At 54.8% G+C, this 13,870-nt stretch carries 13 protein-coding genes; 6 read left to right on the top strand and 7 right to left on the bottom strand.

The annotated features are described in order from the left end of the window. Positions 1-38: 38 nt before the first annotated feature. On the bottom strand, positions 39-1,649 hold the full coding sequence (murJ, locus tag ACJJIM_RS00350) for a murein biosynthesis integral membrane protein MurJ (RefSeq protein ID WP_444912072.1): 1,611 nt from the start codon (positions 1,647-1,649) through the stop codon (positions 39-41). Positions 1,650-2,117: 468 nt separating this feature from the next. Here murJ and ACJJIM_RS00345 point away from each other — a divergent pair, with 468 nt between their 5' ends. The 4 genes from ACJJIM_RS00345 (at position 2,118) to rpsT (ending at position 6,175) form a co-directional block, all read left to right on the top strand. Beyond that, positions 2,118-2,804: an OmpA family protein gene (locus ACJJIM_RS00345; RefSeq protein ID WP_108731695.1), complete on the top strand. Its 687-nt coding sequence runs from the start codon at positions 2,118-2,120 to the stop codon at positions 2,802-2,804. A 211-nt stretch (positions 2,805-3,015) separates the two neighbouring features. Continuing rightward, a complete protein-coding gene (pdsR, locus tag ACJJIM_RS00340; RefSeq protein WP_108735148.1) occupies positions 3,016-3,705 on the top strand; it encodes a proteobacterial dedicated sortase system response regulator in 690 nt (229 codons plus the stop codon). A 35-nt stretch (positions 3,706-3,740) separates the two neighbouring features. Then, positions 3,741-5,765, top strand: coding sequence for an ATP-binding protein (locus ACJJIM_RS00335; RefSeq protein WP_444912071.1), 2,025 nt, complete (start codon positions 3,741-3,743; stop codon positions 5,763-5,765). Positions 5,766-5,908: 143 nt separating this feature from the next. Then, entirely contained in the window at positions 5,909-6,175 is a 267-nt protein-coding gene (gene rpsT / locus ACJJIM_RS00330) for a 30S ribosomal protein S20 (protein WP_108731693.1), read from the top strand. Between the two features lie 68 nt (positions 6,176-6,243). On the opposite strand, the gene proB is transcribed toward rpsT, so the two are convergent. The 4 genes from proB to rplU all read right to left on the bottom strand — a co-directional run bounded on the left by proB (position 6,244) and on the right by rplU (position 9,435). Next, on the bottom strand, positions 6,244-7,380 hold the full coding sequence (gene proB / locus ACJJIM_RS00325; RefSeq protein WP_444912070.1) for a glutamate 5-kinase: 1,137 nt from the start codon (positions 7,378-7,380) through the stop codon (positions 6,244-6,246). Positions 7,381-7,450: 70 nt separating this feature from the next. Then, positions 7,451-8,659, bottom strand: coding sequence for an Obg family GTPase CgtA (gene cgtA / locus ACJJIM_RS00320; RefSeq protein ID WP_444912069.1), 1,209 nt, complete (start codon positions 8,657-8,659; stop codon positions 7,451-7,453). 189 nt (positions 8,660-8,848) lie between these two features. Beyond that, a complete protein-coding gene (gene rpmA, locus ACJJIM_RS00315; RefSeq protein WP_073277572.1) occupies positions 8,849-9,106 on the bottom strand; it encodes a 50S ribosomal protein L27 in 258 nt (85 codons plus the stop codon). A gap of 17 nt (positions 9,107-9,123) precedes the next feature. Then, on the bottom strand, positions 9,124-9,435 hold the full coding sequence (rplU, locus tag ACJJIM_RS00310; protein ID WP_282934588.1) for a 50S ribosomal protein L21: 312 nt from the start codon (positions 9,433-9,435) through the stop codon (positions 9,124-9,126). Between the two features lie 249 nt (positions 9,436-9,684). Between rplU and ispB the strand changes: the two genes are divergently transcribed. Together ispB and ACJJIM_RS00300 are read left to right on the top strand one after the other, a co-directional pair. After that, entirely contained in the window at positions 9,685-10,647 is a 963-nt protein-coding gene (ispB, locus tag ACJJIM_RS00305; protein WP_413664298.1) for an octaprenyl diphosphate synthase, read from the top strand. A 253-nt stretch (positions 10,648-10,900) separates the two neighbouring features. Then, positions 10,901-11,530 carry a hypothetical protein gene (locus ACJJIM_RS00300; RefSeq protein WP_413664297.1) on the top strand — a complete coding sequence of 210 codons (630 nt, stop codon included), beginning with the start codon at positions 10,901-10,903 and terminating at the stop codon, positions 11,528-11,530. Between the two features lie 91 nt (positions 11,531-11,621). Here ACJJIM_RS00300 and ACJJIM_RS00295 read toward each other — a convergent pair whose 3' ends face one another. After that, a complete protein-coding gene (locus ACJJIM_RS00295; protein WP_444912068.1) occupies positions 11,622-12,968 on the bottom strand; it encodes a phosphomannomutase in 1,347 nt (448 codons plus the stop codon). Beyond that, positions 12,965-13,816 (bottom strand): UTP--glucose-1-phosphate uridylyltransferase GalU, encoded by an 852-nt coding sequence (galU, locus tag ACJJIM_RS00290; protein WP_413664295.1) that lies wholly within the window; start codon positions 13,814-13,816, stop codon positions 12,965-12,967. Before galU ends, ACJJIM_RS00295 begins: the two co-directional genes overlap by 4 nt. Positions 13,817-13,870: the final 54 nt, after the last annotated feature.

Raw genomic sequence — 13,870 nt, 5'->3', positions numbered from 1 at the left:
CAGAGGCCATATTTATCCAGATATGCCCACTTAATAAACTAACTTGTGGCGCGGAAGTGGCGGGGGCGCAATCCTGAAACCAGTAAAACGGACAGATAGGTCGCTCCCCCAACAGCTACGATCAGCCCCATACGCCAGGCGCGGTCATACCAGGCCCATTCACTCCACTGTGACCACAGGTGCAGAGCCCCGAGCAAAATCGCAACCATCGCCAAATTCGCCAGAAGCAACCTTACCAGGTAAGTGCCCCACCCAGCCTCAGGTTTATAGACATCATCTCGACGCAAGCCTTTATAGAGGAGCCAGGCGTTAATAGCGGCCTGACAAGCCGTAGCCAGTGCCAGGCCCATATGGCCGAGTTTGAAGTAGTAGTTAAGCGGTATCACAAACAGCAGGCTCAACACCATTTTGGCCGAGATAGCAATTAAGCCAAAGCGCACTGGAGTATAGGTATCCTGGCGGGCAAAATAGCCCGGCGCCAGCACTTTAATCAGCATAAACGCCAACAGCCCCATGGCATAAGCGCGCAGGGACCAGGCGGCCATTTGCATATCGCGCGGCTGCATCTGCCCATACTGAAAAAGGGTTGTCAGGAGCGGCTCAGCCAGTACCACCAAGGCTACAGAAGCAGGCAGGGAAATTAGCGTGACACTGCGCAAAGCCCAGTCGAGGGTATGACGGAACCGGCGAGGGTCTCCGTCAGTGTGCTGACGCGACAAGCTCGGCAGAATTACCGTTGCCACCGCAACCCCAAACACCCCCAGGGGCAGCTCGGTGAGCCGGTCGGAAAAATAGAGCCAGGAAACACTGCCGCTGGGCAGGAATGAAGCCAGCAGAGTGTCCATCACCAGGCTGATCTGGGTCACTGACACACCAAAAATCGCCGGCGCCATCAGGCGTAAAATTTTACGCACTCCTTTGTGCTGCCAATCCCACTTAGGGCTAGGCAACAATCCTTCACGAGCGAGAAAAGGCAGTTGAAACAGCAGCTGCACCACCCCCGCAACAAAAACGCCCCAAGCCAGCGCCATAATTTGCGGATCAAACCAATTGGTAGCAACAGTCGCCGCAGCAATCAAAACCAGGTTGAGCATCACCGGGGTTAGCGCCGGAATCGCAAAACGATCGAAAGTATTGAGTATTGCCCCGGTAAATCCCGCCAGGGAAATCAGCATTAAATAGGGAAAAGTGATCTGCAACATATCGGTAGCGAGATCGAACTTCTCACGCTCACTGCCGTCCCACCACCAGCCAAAAGCAAAAATACCCGTCACTAGTGGAGCGCAGAGAACACCAAACAGAGTAACCAACAAAAGTACGCCACCAAGAGCGCCCGCAACCCGGTCATTTAACTCTCGCGCAGCCGCCTTACCGCCCTTTTGGCGGTATTCGGCCAGTACCGGCACAAAAGCCTGGGCAAATGCACCTTCTGCAAATAGACGGCGAAAAAAGTTGGGAATCTTGAATGCGACAAAAAAGGCATCGGCAGCATCGCCCGCACCGGCAAAGCGGGCCAGCGCCACGTCACGAACCAGCCCGGCCACTCGCGACAGCATAGTGGCAGCACCGACAACGGAACTGCCCCGCAGCAATCTGGAAGCACCAGATTTTTCGACTGCCTGTTCCTGAGCTGGGGATGACTGCGACAAAACTCGGACTCCTGGCAAAAGTTGAAACTTGTTGGCCGGCAAGTCTACCCCAAAACCAGGGGATATATGGGCTCCTCTACAGAGCTGAGGCCCTGCGACTGCGGGACCGCGAGCCTATACTAAGAGCGAGCTAGTCGCGCCACCCAAGGAGCTGGTGGTGCGGGGAGAGAAGGGATGACCATTAGTGCTTTGATTATTGCCCTGGTTCTGGCAATTGTGCGGTACATAGCAGCTGTTGATGGCCCCAGCCCCGTCTGTCCATCCATCCCCTGCTATAACTGCGGTCGCCCAGCCCCTTCCAGCTTCTGAGCTGGGTTTCGGAGCGATCGCCATATTTCGCCACAATTGAGCCGCAGTTGGTCATAGCTGCGCCACGCCAGCGCCTCCTTGGAGCTTTTTAATAACACTCAAACGGGCCACAACAGAACAGGCCCACACGAGTAAGAAAAGCCGCTAAGGAGCAGAACAATGAAAAAAGTAGTGATGGCCGTCGCCCTGGGTTCTCTGATTGCCACCGGAGCCCACGCTAAGGAACAAAACGAATCCAATTTGACTCCGGCCAAGCAGGCCTCAGTCTTTACCGGCTCTGCAATTGCCGGTGCAGCATTGGGTGGGCCCGTTGGCTTTATCGCCGGAGCACTCGGCGGAGCCTGGCTCGGAGAGCAGATCAAGCAAGCAGACGAGGCAGATATGCTGGCAACACAACTGACAGAGAGCCGTGCAGAGCTCAGCAACCTGGCACAGCAATTGGATGCGGCTCAACTGTCCGCGAACGACGCCAGCCAACTGGCCCTGGATTCACTGCAATTCCAAATGCTGTTTACCACTGGGGAGGACGAGCTTCAGGAGGGCCAAATGCACCAGCTGAGTGCCATGGCTGACTTTCTCAAGCGACACCCCCACCTGCAAATTCACCTGGAGGGACACGCAGATCCTCGCGGCAGCGACGGCTACAACAATGTACTGTCCGATCAACGCGCCCTGAGTGTGGAAGAGGCTTTGGTATCACTTGGAGTTGATGCCTCAAGAATCAGCCGCAGCGCACTCGGCTCCACCTATTCCCAGGCAGCCCGAGGTGATGTAGACGCCTACGCCATGGAGCGCCGCGTCGACATCCGCTTCTCCCTTCCGGAGTCCATGGCGGGAAACTTCTGAGTCAAAGGGGCACGGCGGACAACAAATCCGCATATCCCTTCGCCTTCAAGCCGCACTACATAAGCGTGAGTGGATCGCAAATCCACTCACGCAACTCCAAGCTGATAGAAACCCTGTTGTATTTGCGGGCGCCTTGCGCCCGCCTTTTTGCCTAACCCCTGCAACTTCGTGCATGATTCTCCGCCAGAAAGGAATTAAGTCGGGATTTGTCATGAGTGCAACCATCGCCATTGTCGAAGATGAACGCGCTATCGCAGAAAACTACCGCGATGCTCTGCGCCGCCACGGTTACCGGGTCGATTTATACAGCGCCAGGATTGAGGCCATGGATGCTTTTCGCCAGCGGCTGCCAGACCTGGCCGTGATCGATGTTGGCCTGGGCAGCGAGGTGGAGGGCGGTTTTGAGCTCTGCCGGGAATTGCGCGCTATGGCGCCGAGCCTGCCAATATTATTTCTCACCGCCAGGGACTCAGAGCTGGATATTATTTCCGGACTGCGCCTGGGGGCTGATGATTACCTCACCAAGGATATCTCCCTACCCCATATGCAGGCGCGAATTAACGCCCTACTGCGCCGCGTTAGCGTGCTGCGAGATCAAAACGATGAAGGCGAGAGCTTAACTCAGGGAAAGCTATGGCTGGATATTTCCAGGCTCCATTGCCACTGGGATGAGCAACCCGTGGACTTAACCGTGACCGAATTCTGGATTGTCCACGCCCTGGCAAAAAGGCCCGGTCACGTTAAATCCCGCAGCCAACTTATGGAAGCGGCCCGCGTAGTGCTGGATGACAACACCATCACCTCTCACGTCAAAAGAATCAGGCGCAAGTTCCAGGCGCTGGACACCGAGTTTAATGCCATAGGAACCGCCTACGGCATGGGGTATCGCTGGCAGCTGTAAACCGCCATCGGGCGAACAATTTCAAAAATTTAAGTATGAACCTACGCCGCCAACTCTTGCTCGTCAGCCTTGTCGCACTCACCCTGCCCTGGGCCGGCTGCCAGTACCTCCGCCAGGTGGACGCCGCCCTAGCACAAGGCCAGATCCAGGCAATCGAGGCAACTGCGGCGGCAATTGCTGCGCGCTTGGCCAGCGCCCCCCAGCTTATCGCCCCGGATCCTCAGCGCCTTTCACGCCCACCAGGGGCTCAGCTCTACCTGAATCCCCTATCTCAAGCTCCGAGAGTCGACGGCTATGGCGATGAGTGGCGAGCGCAGCAACTGGAGCCCAGAGCCCTTGAGGACGGGCAGCTATCCCCTATGGCCCAGGTGACGCTGGGGCAACTGGATAAGCAAATCTACCTGCTTCTCACTGTTTCAGACTCAACCCCCGCCTATCGGGACCCCCGCACAGGCCTGATCGCTGGAGGCGACACCGTAGAGCTATTTACCGCTGACCGGCACTACATCCTGCCCGTCGCCAGCCAAGGGGCCGCCAGCGCCTTGTGGCACAACCCTAGAGAGGGCCGCTACGAGCGCGAGCTGCGTTTCAGGGGCCGATGGACTACTTCTGGTGCCGGTTACCAATTGGAGCTGGCTCTGCCACAAGCCCTAACCGGTGGAGCCCTCGCTATCCGTATTCACGACAGGGCAAACAGCAGTGGCTCCTCACCGACTCGCAGCGCCAGCACACTTCCGGCAGATGGTCACCCAGGACGCTTGGTAAGCCCTCTGCCAGACCTTCAAAGAGAACTCGACCACTTTGCGCGCCCTGGACTGCGCCTCGCGGTAGTGGACAGCGAGGGGTTTCTTCTTGCCAGCAACGGACAACTACACCTTACAGATTCCGAGAGCGATTCGTGGCTGAGAGACTGGGCTTATCGCAAATTGCTTTCCAGGGGGGATTTGCCACAGCTGCCGGAAAATAGCTTGCCTCTTCCGACGCCTGACAGCCGTGGCACCCAGGAGCAATGGTTTTCAGGGCCGCTGCAATCCCGAATTGGTGCGGTGAGTGTGCCCGTTATCACCCGGGTCGACGAAGTGGTTGAACGGCCACTTCTGGGGCAGGTACTCGTCCTGCAATCTGGCGAAGCGATGCAATCAGTCACCGAGGGAGCAGCCCACCGGTTGTGGTTGATCAGCTGCGCCGCCGCCGCAACCGCCCTGCTCTTCCTCTTGGGCTACGCCAGCTGGCTTTCCTGGCGCGTGCGCAAACTACACCAGGCTGCCCGCAACGCAGTAGATTCCAGCGGCAAACTGCGCGGCAACTTTCCCCATTCAAAGGCTGGCGATGAACTGGGAGACCTAAACCGGGCCTTCGCCAGCCTGCTCGCAGAACTGGACCAATATCACCAGTACCTGCGCACTCTCGCCAGTAAGTTGTCACACGAGCTACGCACACCGCTGGCAGTGGTTCGCTCATCCCTGGATAACCTCGCCGCCGGAGAACTCGACGACCACAGCCGCCGCTATGCAGGGCGGGCTATGGATGGCAGTGCAAGGCTGTCAGGGATTCTCAACAGTCTCTCCGCAGCCAGCAATCTTGAAACCAGCATCCACCAAGCGGAGCGGGAGCCTTTCGACCTGGCAGACCTGCTTGAAGTCATGACACAGTGCTATGGCGATGCTCACAGCGAACACCGATTTACTTTAAACAAACCCACTGGGGAGCTAGCCTGCCACGGCGCACCGGAGTTATTGGCTCAACTGCTGGACAAGCTGGTGGATAACGCATGTAGCTTCGCTCCCGAAGGCAGTGAAATTTGCCTGTCAGTGGCAACAAACAGAGATACCTACTTGATCACAGTGGGCAATGACGGCCCACTGCTCCCGGAAGGTTACGCTCACAAGCTGTTCGACTCTCTCGTTTCTGTGCGCAACCAGGGCGATAATGCCGGCCACCTGGGGCTGGGACTGCATATCGCCAAACTGATCGCAGACTTCCACGGTGGCCCCTTAAAAGCCCGAAACCGCAGCGACGGCAGCGGTGTAGAGTTCAGCCTGGAGTTGCCGACCGGGTAACCGCCGTTGTGGATTGACAACATATCTGCACCGAGACGCCCGCTATGGTTGACAAACAACCAACTGTGGGGATAATGTCGCGTCCCGATCGGGCCCCAGGGCCTGTTAGTTACAGATTTATAGATTCCAGACAGGAGCAACCGGTGGCCAACTCACCTCAAGCGAAGAAACGCGCGCGCCAGAACGACAAGCGCCGCATGCACAACGCCAGTCTGCGCTCCATGGTGCGCACCTACATCAAGAAGGTAGTTGCGGCCATCGATGCCGGCGATGCGGAAAAAGCAAAAACTGCGTACGCAGAAGCAGTTCCCGTTATTGACCGTATGGCAGACAAAGGCATTATTCACAAGAATAAAGCCGCTCGTCATAAGAGCCGTCTGAACGCTCAGATCAAAGCTCTGGCCGCCTAACCCCTTAGGCAGCAGACACAAAAAAGCCCCGCATTGCGGGGCTTTTTTTGTATTCGATACCTGCCAATTCAGAGCAGGATCAGGTTGTCGCGGTGAATTAATTCATCGTCATCCCGATACCCCAAAAGGTCGGCAAACTTCTCCGATGACTGCCCCAGAATCCGACCGCTCTCACTACTGTCATAATTGACCAGGCCCCGCGCTATCTCGCGACCTTCAGTATTCCTGCAAGACACCAGATCTCCGCGCCTGAAATGCCCTTCAACAGCGGTAACCCCCACCGGCAACAAACTGCTACCACTCCCAGTCATAGCTGCCTCGGCACCGGCATCCACTAACAGGGTTCCGCGCACCTGTAACTGTCCAGCGAGCCAGCGCTTACGCGCCGCCAGGGGATCTGCCTCTGGCAGCAACAGGGTACCCAACTGCTCGCCGGCACAGACTTTATCTATCACCGCCTCCAAGGCCCCGCCAGCGATCACTGTGCGAGCTCCTGAGCGCGCTGCCAACTGCGCTGCGCGCACCTTGGTGGTCATACCACCACGACCCAGACCGCTGCGGGAATCCCCCGCCATCTCGAGCAGCTTGGGATCAAGCGCAGATGCCTCACTAATTAATTCTGCTTCGGGGTTATCGCGGGGATCTTCAGTAAACAGCCCATCCGCATCGGTCAAAATCAGCAGCGCATCTGCCTCAACCAGATTTGCAACCAGGGCCGCCAGGGTATCGTTATCGCCGAAACGTATTTCGTCAGTCACTACCGTGTCATTTTCATTCACGATAGGCACAGCCCCCAGTGACAGGAGCGTGCGCAAGGTGCTGCGAGCATTCAGGTAGCGAGTGCGATTGGAAAGGTCATCGTGATCCAACAGGATCTGAGCGCTGCGAATATCAAAACGGCTAAAAGCCTGCTCATAGACCTGCACAAGGTGGCTCTGCCCTACAGCAGCAGCCGCCTGTAACTGGTGGATAGACTCGGGCCGGCGACACCAGCCCAACCGATCCATTCCGGCCGCAACAGCACCGGATGAAACCAGAACAACTTCGATCCCTCGACGGCGCAAATCAGCCATCTGCGCAACCCAAGCAGAAATGGCAGCGGTATTCACACCTCGACCATTATCTGTCAGAAGGGCGCTACCAATTTTTACCACCCACCGCTGGGCCTTGGTCAACGCCTGCCGGGACACTGTTGCGGAGTCCATGTTTCCCCCTCAGGACAAGATAACTATTGAGCGAGCCAAGCTACTTCAGCAACTGCTCGCTCCATGCCATTTAAGAGCGATACTCGACATCCACATCGTGGTCGTCGTCATCATCCCAATCCTCATCGTCATCCACCTGCCCCTTGGCAGCTTTGCGCTTGGCGCGATGACTCTCTCTCAACTCTTCGATTCGCTCGCGAGCTTCGCGCTGCATTTGACGCTGCGCTTCCAGCTCCGCCACAGCCAAGTCGGGATCTCGCTCTTCGATTTCCTGGCGCTCTTCCAGGTAGTCCATCAAGCGACCACCGAGGGCATCAGTACCCTCCTTCCGAATAGCTGCCACACGAAACACAGGTCCTTCCCAACCCAGGGCATCCACTACCGCCTGGCAGCGCTCTTCCAGCTCAGCAGCGGGAACCAAGTCCGTCTTATTCAATACCAACCAGCGTTCGCGCCCGGCCAGGGTAGGGCTAAAGGTGGACAGCTCGTGCTCAATGGCTCGGGCATTCTCTACCGGATCAGAACCATCAAAGGGAGCCAGGTCAACCAGGTGCAACAAAACTCGACAGCGGGTTAAGTGCTTGAGGAAGCGAATCCCCAGGCCCGCCCCTTCGGCTGCACCTTCAATCAGGCCGGGAATATCTGCAATCACAAAGCTGCGATGCTTCTGAACCTGCACCACCCCCAAATTTGGTACCAGGGTAGTAAAGGGGTAGTTGGCCACTTTCGGTTTGGCCGCGGAGACGGCGCGAATAAACGTGGATTTGCCCGCATTGGGCAGCCCTAACATGCCCACATCTGCCAGAACCTTCAGCTCGAGCTTGAGACTGCGCATCTCACCCTCAGTGCCGTGTGTGGTCTGACGCGGCGCACGGTTAGTACTGGACTTGAATCGGGTATTACCCAGGCCGTGAAAGCCACCCTGAGCCACCAGCTGACGCTCACCGGCTTCGGTCATATCGCCGATAGTCTCGCCGGTATCCGCATCAATGATCGTGGTGCCCACCGGCACCTTAAGGACCAGGTCCTCACCCTTGGCGCCAGTGCAGTTGCGCCCTCGACCCGGCTGACCACTTTCAGCGGCGTAGCGGGGCTGGTAGCGATAATCCACCAGGGTGTTCAGGGAATCATCAGCTTCCAGGTACACGGAACCGCCATCGCCGCCGTCACCGCCATCCGGGCCACCCTTCTCAACAAATTTTTCCCGGCGAAAGCTCAGGCAGCCATTGCCGCCCTTGCCTGCCTGCACAGAGATGGGCGCCTCATCGACAAACTTCATAATCACTCCACCGCCACAGCGGTTGTCTCATCCGGTGCGCAGATGCGCGCACTATCATCATACCAGCCGACAAGCCGCCTCCTGTGGGCAACTGCCACCCTAACTTCCCGTCGCGGTCTTTTTGCGACTTTTCCAACAAAAAAGCCCCGCAATAGCGGGGCTTTTTATGAAGCTTGGGCTAATGACCGCTTAAGCAGTTTCGATAGAAACGAACTTGCGGTTGTTGGGGCCCTTAACTTCAAACTTCACAACGCCGTCCGCAGTGGCGAACAGGGTGTGGTCTTTGCCCATACCAACGTTAACACCGGCGTGGAACTTGGTGCCACGCTGACGAACGATGATGTTGCCTGCTGCTACAGACTGGCCGCCAAAGCGCTTCACGCCCAGGCGTTTACTCTCGGAATCGCGACCATTTCGCGTACTACCGCCAGCTTTCTTATGTGCCATGAGTCGTTACTCCTCTCTTATGCCTTGATGCCAGTGATTTTAACTTCGGTGTACCACTGACGGTGGCCCTGGCGCTTCATGGAGTGCTTACGACGACGGAACTTGATGATTTTCACCTTCTCGCCGCGGCCGTGGCTTACCACTTCAGCAGTTACTTTAGCGCCATCTACAACAGGAGCGCCAATGCTGATCTTGTCGCCATCGACAACCATGAACACTTTATCAAAATCAATGGATTCGCCAGTTGCTACTTCCAGCTTCTCCAGGCGAAGTACTTCGCCTTCTTCTACACGGTGTTGCTTGCCACCGCTCTCAAAAACAGCGTACATATTTCTATGCTCCGGTAAGGACGACACGAAGCAGCGGGAGGACCAGTAAGTCACTGCTCCGCATTTCGGGAGCTTGCGCCGTGTGTTTAACATCTATTCGCCAAAAGGCCCGCAGACGACCCAATAGCCGCAAAGAGCCCGCAATTGGCGGGGCGCAGATTCTAATCAATTCGCCGGGTTGATACAATAGCGCCCCTTCGCCTTCCGGCCCCCGGGAGGCCTCTGTCTAGTCGTATAAGGAACTCTCACATGCTGCCTTTTCACCGGGTCGCCGCCGAAGACTTTGCTGCGGTTAACCAGCGCATTCTCGATCAACTGCACTCGGACGTTCCCCTGGTGGAAAATATAGGTCACTACCTGGTCGAAGCCGGGGGCAAGCGCCTGCGCCCACTACTGGTACTGCTTTGTGCCAAAGCTTGCGGCTATCAGGGTGAGAACCATATCGATCTCGCCACAATTATCGAGTTTATTCACACTGCTACCTTACTGCACGACGATGTTGTAGACACCTCTGACATGCGCCGCGGCCGCCTTACCGCCAATGCCAAGTGGGGCAATGCGCCCAGCGTACTCGTGGGAGATTTCCTCTATTCCCGCGCCTTCCAAATGATGGTTGCTCTGGAAGACATGAGCATCATGGCAATACTCTCAGAGACCACCAACACCATCGCAGAGGGTGAAGTACAGCAGCTGGTCAACGCCGGTGATCCCGCAGTAAGCGAAGAGAATTACTTCACCGTTATCCACAAAAAGACCGGCGCACTGTTTGAAGCCGCCTGTGAAACTGCGGCCGTATTAGCCAACTGCTCAAGTGAAGAACAAACTGCACTAAAACTCTACGGCCGACACCTGGGACTCGCCTTCCAGCTGGTTGATGACGCTCTCGATTATCGCGGTAATTCGGAAGAACTGGGTAAAAATGTTGGAGATGACCTGGCGGAGGGCAAGCCGACCCTGCCCTTGATCTACACCATGGCCAACGGCAGCAAGGACCAGGCACTGCTGGTAAAAACTGCAATTGAACAGCGCAGTGCAGAAAAGCTCAGTGAAATAGTAGAGGCTATTGAAGCCTGCGGTGCTCTGGACTACACCATGGATCGTGCCCGGGCCGCTGTAGAAGACGCCAAAAAGCAATTGGCCTTTATGCCCGAGAGCGAACAAAAAATCGCCCTGCAGCAATTGGCGAGTTTTGCTATAGAGAGAAACGTCTAGAAGTAAATGCTGCTCGGGCTATATCGATAGCACGGGCAGCGCCGCTACCTTAAGCACAATGTGAAACAACGCAGTTCCCTTCCCCTCGAACAGCTACCAACCCTGACTGGACTCCAAAGTTTATTCGTATCTATTTTCCTCTGCCCCTTCAACATTGGGTACGATTGTTCCTCTTGTTATTTCAAGCGCCAACACCAATTCCTCAGGAGCAAAAATAACGAGAAAAATATAATTGGTATAGAGAGATCCGCACATGAGAAGCTCTACTGCGCTTTATCAGCTTAGAAATTACCCTGAAATGTTCTTAAAAAATAACCTGGTGAGAATTACCGGTACAAAAGATACTGGAGTCATGGATTATCAATTCGGGACCTACACCATGGGCATGGGCGCACCTGGTATCGATAGCCCCAATGAAATTTTTGCTTTCCACCGCCAAGGGGTCTTTATCGAAGATCCACAAACAATCAAAGTCCACCATATTCGCATGATCGATTGGGGTGAAGACCTTGCCCTAGATCGCCTTGAACCCTACCAAATGCGCAGCGGTGCCGACATTATGATTACCGGGCAACTCAGTGACTGCTGTTTCTGTATTGGCGGGCGCAATGCGAATATGCCTGCCGTTGCTCATGTTCGCCCAAGGAAAAAGCAGGGACTCAATGGCAAGGCCACACACAACGAAATTATCAACCGGGGAAAGTTCAGGTTTTTAGGTAACGTCACAAAATCCCTTGGGCGCTCAACGCTAAAGCCCCACCATCACATCTACACAGACTACGCCTATGTTATTGGAGTACGGGTTAAGAACCAGTGGCAAATCTTCGCTCAACACGTAAAGACCCCCAAAGGCCCCATCCAAGCTGTCACCCGACTCTTATAATTTCTTCCATAAAACCAGATAAATAACTTTTAGCACCCCCAAACCAAAAAGCCCCGCAGTTGCGGGGCTTTTTAATATTAAAAAACGAGTATTAACCGATAAGCTTAAGCAGCTCCTCTGTTTTCTCCCGCATTAACTCCTCACTTCCTCGGGATTCAACATTCAAGCGAACAACCGGTTCAGTATTTGACATACGCAAATTAAAACGCCACTCGGGGTAAGCGATACTCAACCCATCCACGTGCTCAACGCTGTCAGCTGCAGGTCCATACTTTTCCTCTGCCGCCTTTAACAGTGCTGCAGCATCCTGAACCTTAGAGTTGATCTCTCCCGAACAGGGGAAAGCAGCCATGCGCTCACCAACAAGCTGTGACAGCGATTTACCACTGCGACTTACCAACTCAGCAACCAATAACCATGGAATCATACCGCTATCGCAGTAGGCGAAATCCCGGAAATAATGATGCGCACTCATTTCACCGCCATAAATGGCATCTTCCTTGCGCATGCGCTCTTTAATAAAGGCATGACCGGTTTTACTCTGTACCGGCTCTCCACCAGCAGCGCGGACAATATCCTCGGTATTCCAGAGCAGGCGTGGATCATGAACAACTTTGGCACCGTTGTTTTTTGCCAGGAAAGCTTCTGCCAGCAAGCCAACAACATAGTAACCTTCAATAAAATCACCACTTTCATCGAAGAAAAAGCAGCGATCAAAATCACCATCCCAGGCTATACCAAAATCAGCACCGCTTGCCCGCACTGCCTCGGCAGTAGAATTGCGGTTTTCTGGCAAAATTGGGTTGGGAATACCGTTGGGAAAGTTGCCGTCGGGCTCGTGGTGAACTCGCACAAACTCAAACGGCAGGTGTGGAGCCAGTGCATCAACAACCGCCCCCGCACCACCATTACCCGCATTAACCACCAGTTTTAATGGCTTCAATGCAGTATTATCGATATATCCCAATAAGTGCTGCACAAAATCAGCGCGGTGTTCAAAGCGCTGCAAAGTGCCTCTTTGCTCAACCGGAGCAAAGTTGTTTTCTTCTGCCAAGCGCTTGATATCCAGTAGACCGGTATCACCACTGATTGGACTACTGCCTGCACGCACAAACTTCATGCCGTTGTAGTCCATAGGATTGTGACTAGCAGTAACGCAAATACCGCCGTCAAAGTCCCCGTGGAAATTGGCAAAGTAGACCTCTTCTGTACCACACTCGCCGATATGGAAAACATCGGCACCCGCATCTCGTAATCCATTGACCAGCGCATCTGTCAGCTCGCCACTGGTAAGCCGAATATCATGCCCAACAACTACTCGACGAGCATTCAGGAACTGGGCAAAGGCACGCCCCACTCGATATGCGACATCGGTATTAAGTTCATCGGGTACACGGCCGCGAAGGTCATAAGCCTTAAAGCAAGTCAGCTCACTCACTTGCTTTTCTCCTCAGCAGCCTGCTCTGGCAAATACACATTTTCGTAGACGTGGTTAGTAGCATCAATAAAGCCCTCTACAGAACCACAGTCAAAGCGGCGACCTTTGAAGGCATAGGCTAATACACAGCCCTGCTGAGCTTGCGCCATCAGCGCATCGGTAATTTGAACCTCACCATTTTTGCCTGGAGGAGTATCTCGGATCAGATCAAAGATATCCGGTGTCAGGATATAACGACCAATAATCGCCATATTACTGGGGGCATCTTCCGCTGCAGGCTTCTCGACCATGTCAGTGACTTGATACAGACCAGGCTTAATTTCATTACCACCGATCACACCAAATTTATGGATCTGCTCCTTCGGCACTTCCTCTACCGCAACAATACTGCAGCGGAATTGCTTATAAAGCTGAACCATTTGCCCCAAAACGCCCATATCTTCATTTAGACATAGGTCATCAGCCAACACGACGGCAAACGGCTCATCGCCAACCAGGCGATGTCCTTGCAAAATAGCGTCACCCAGGCCTCTCATTTCGCCCTGACGCGTATAAGAAAAGCTCGCCCTATCGATCACTTTACGCACTGAGTCCAAGTAACGTTCTTTGCCGGTACCCGCGATCTGGTGTTCCAGCTCAAAGTTGGTATCAAAGTGATCCTCAATTGCGCGCTTGCCTCGCCCTGTGACAAAACCGATCTCGGTCAGCCCCGCTTCTATAGCCTCTTCAACGCCATACTGAACCAATGGCTTATTCACCAGCGGCAACATTTCTTTCGGCATCGCCTTAGTGGCAGGAAGAAAACGAGTGCCATAACCGGCAACAGGAAATAGGCATTTCTTGAGCATTCTGCTCCCCCAATCAATTTAAAACAGCGCACCCCCGCGCAGGGCTGGCAACTT

Source organism: Microbulbifer maximicatervae (SeqCode) (assembly GCF_052467615.1).
This window is presented reverse-complemented; position numbering and strand designations above follow the sequence as displayed.

Coding starts and splice junctions, on each gene's coding strand:
- ACJJIM_RS00345 (WP_108731695.1), top strand. CDS start 2,118: ATGAAAAAAGTAGTGATGGCCGTCGCCCTGGGTTCTCTGATTGCCACC.
- pdsR (WP_108735148.1), top strand. CDS start 3,016: ATGAGTGCAACCATCGCCATTGTCGAAGATGAACGCGCTATCGCAGAA.
- ACJJIM_RS00335 (WP_444912071.1), top strand. CDS start 3,741: ATGAACCTACGCCGCCAACTCTTGCTCGTCAGCCTTGTCGCACTCACC.
- proB (WP_444912070.1), bottom strand. CDS start 7,380: ATGGACTCCGCAACAGTGTCCCGGCAGGCGTTGACCAAGGCCCAGCGG.
- cgtA (WP_444912069.1), bottom strand. CDS start 8,659: ATGAAGTTTGTCGATGAGGCGCCCATCTCTGTGCAGGCAGGCAAGGGC.
- rpmA (WP_073277572.1), bottom strand. CDS start 9,106: ATGGCACATAAGAAAGCTGGCGGTAGTACGCGAAATGGTCGCGATTCC.
- rplU (WP_282934588.1), bottom strand. CDS start 9,435: ATGTACGCTGTTTTTGAGAGCGGTGGCAAGCAACACCGTGTAGAAGAA.
- ispB (WP_413664298.1), top strand. CDS start 9,685: ATGCTGCCTTTTCACCGGGTCGCCGCCGAAGACTTTGCTGCGGTTAAC.
- ACJJIM_RS00300 (WP_413664297.1), top strand. CDS start 10,901: ATGAGAAGCTCTACTGCGCTTTATCAGCTTAGAAATTACCCTGAAATG.
- galU (WP_413664295.1), bottom strand. CDS start 13,816: ATGCTCAAGAAATGCCTATTTCCTGTTGCCGGTTATGGCACTCGTTTT.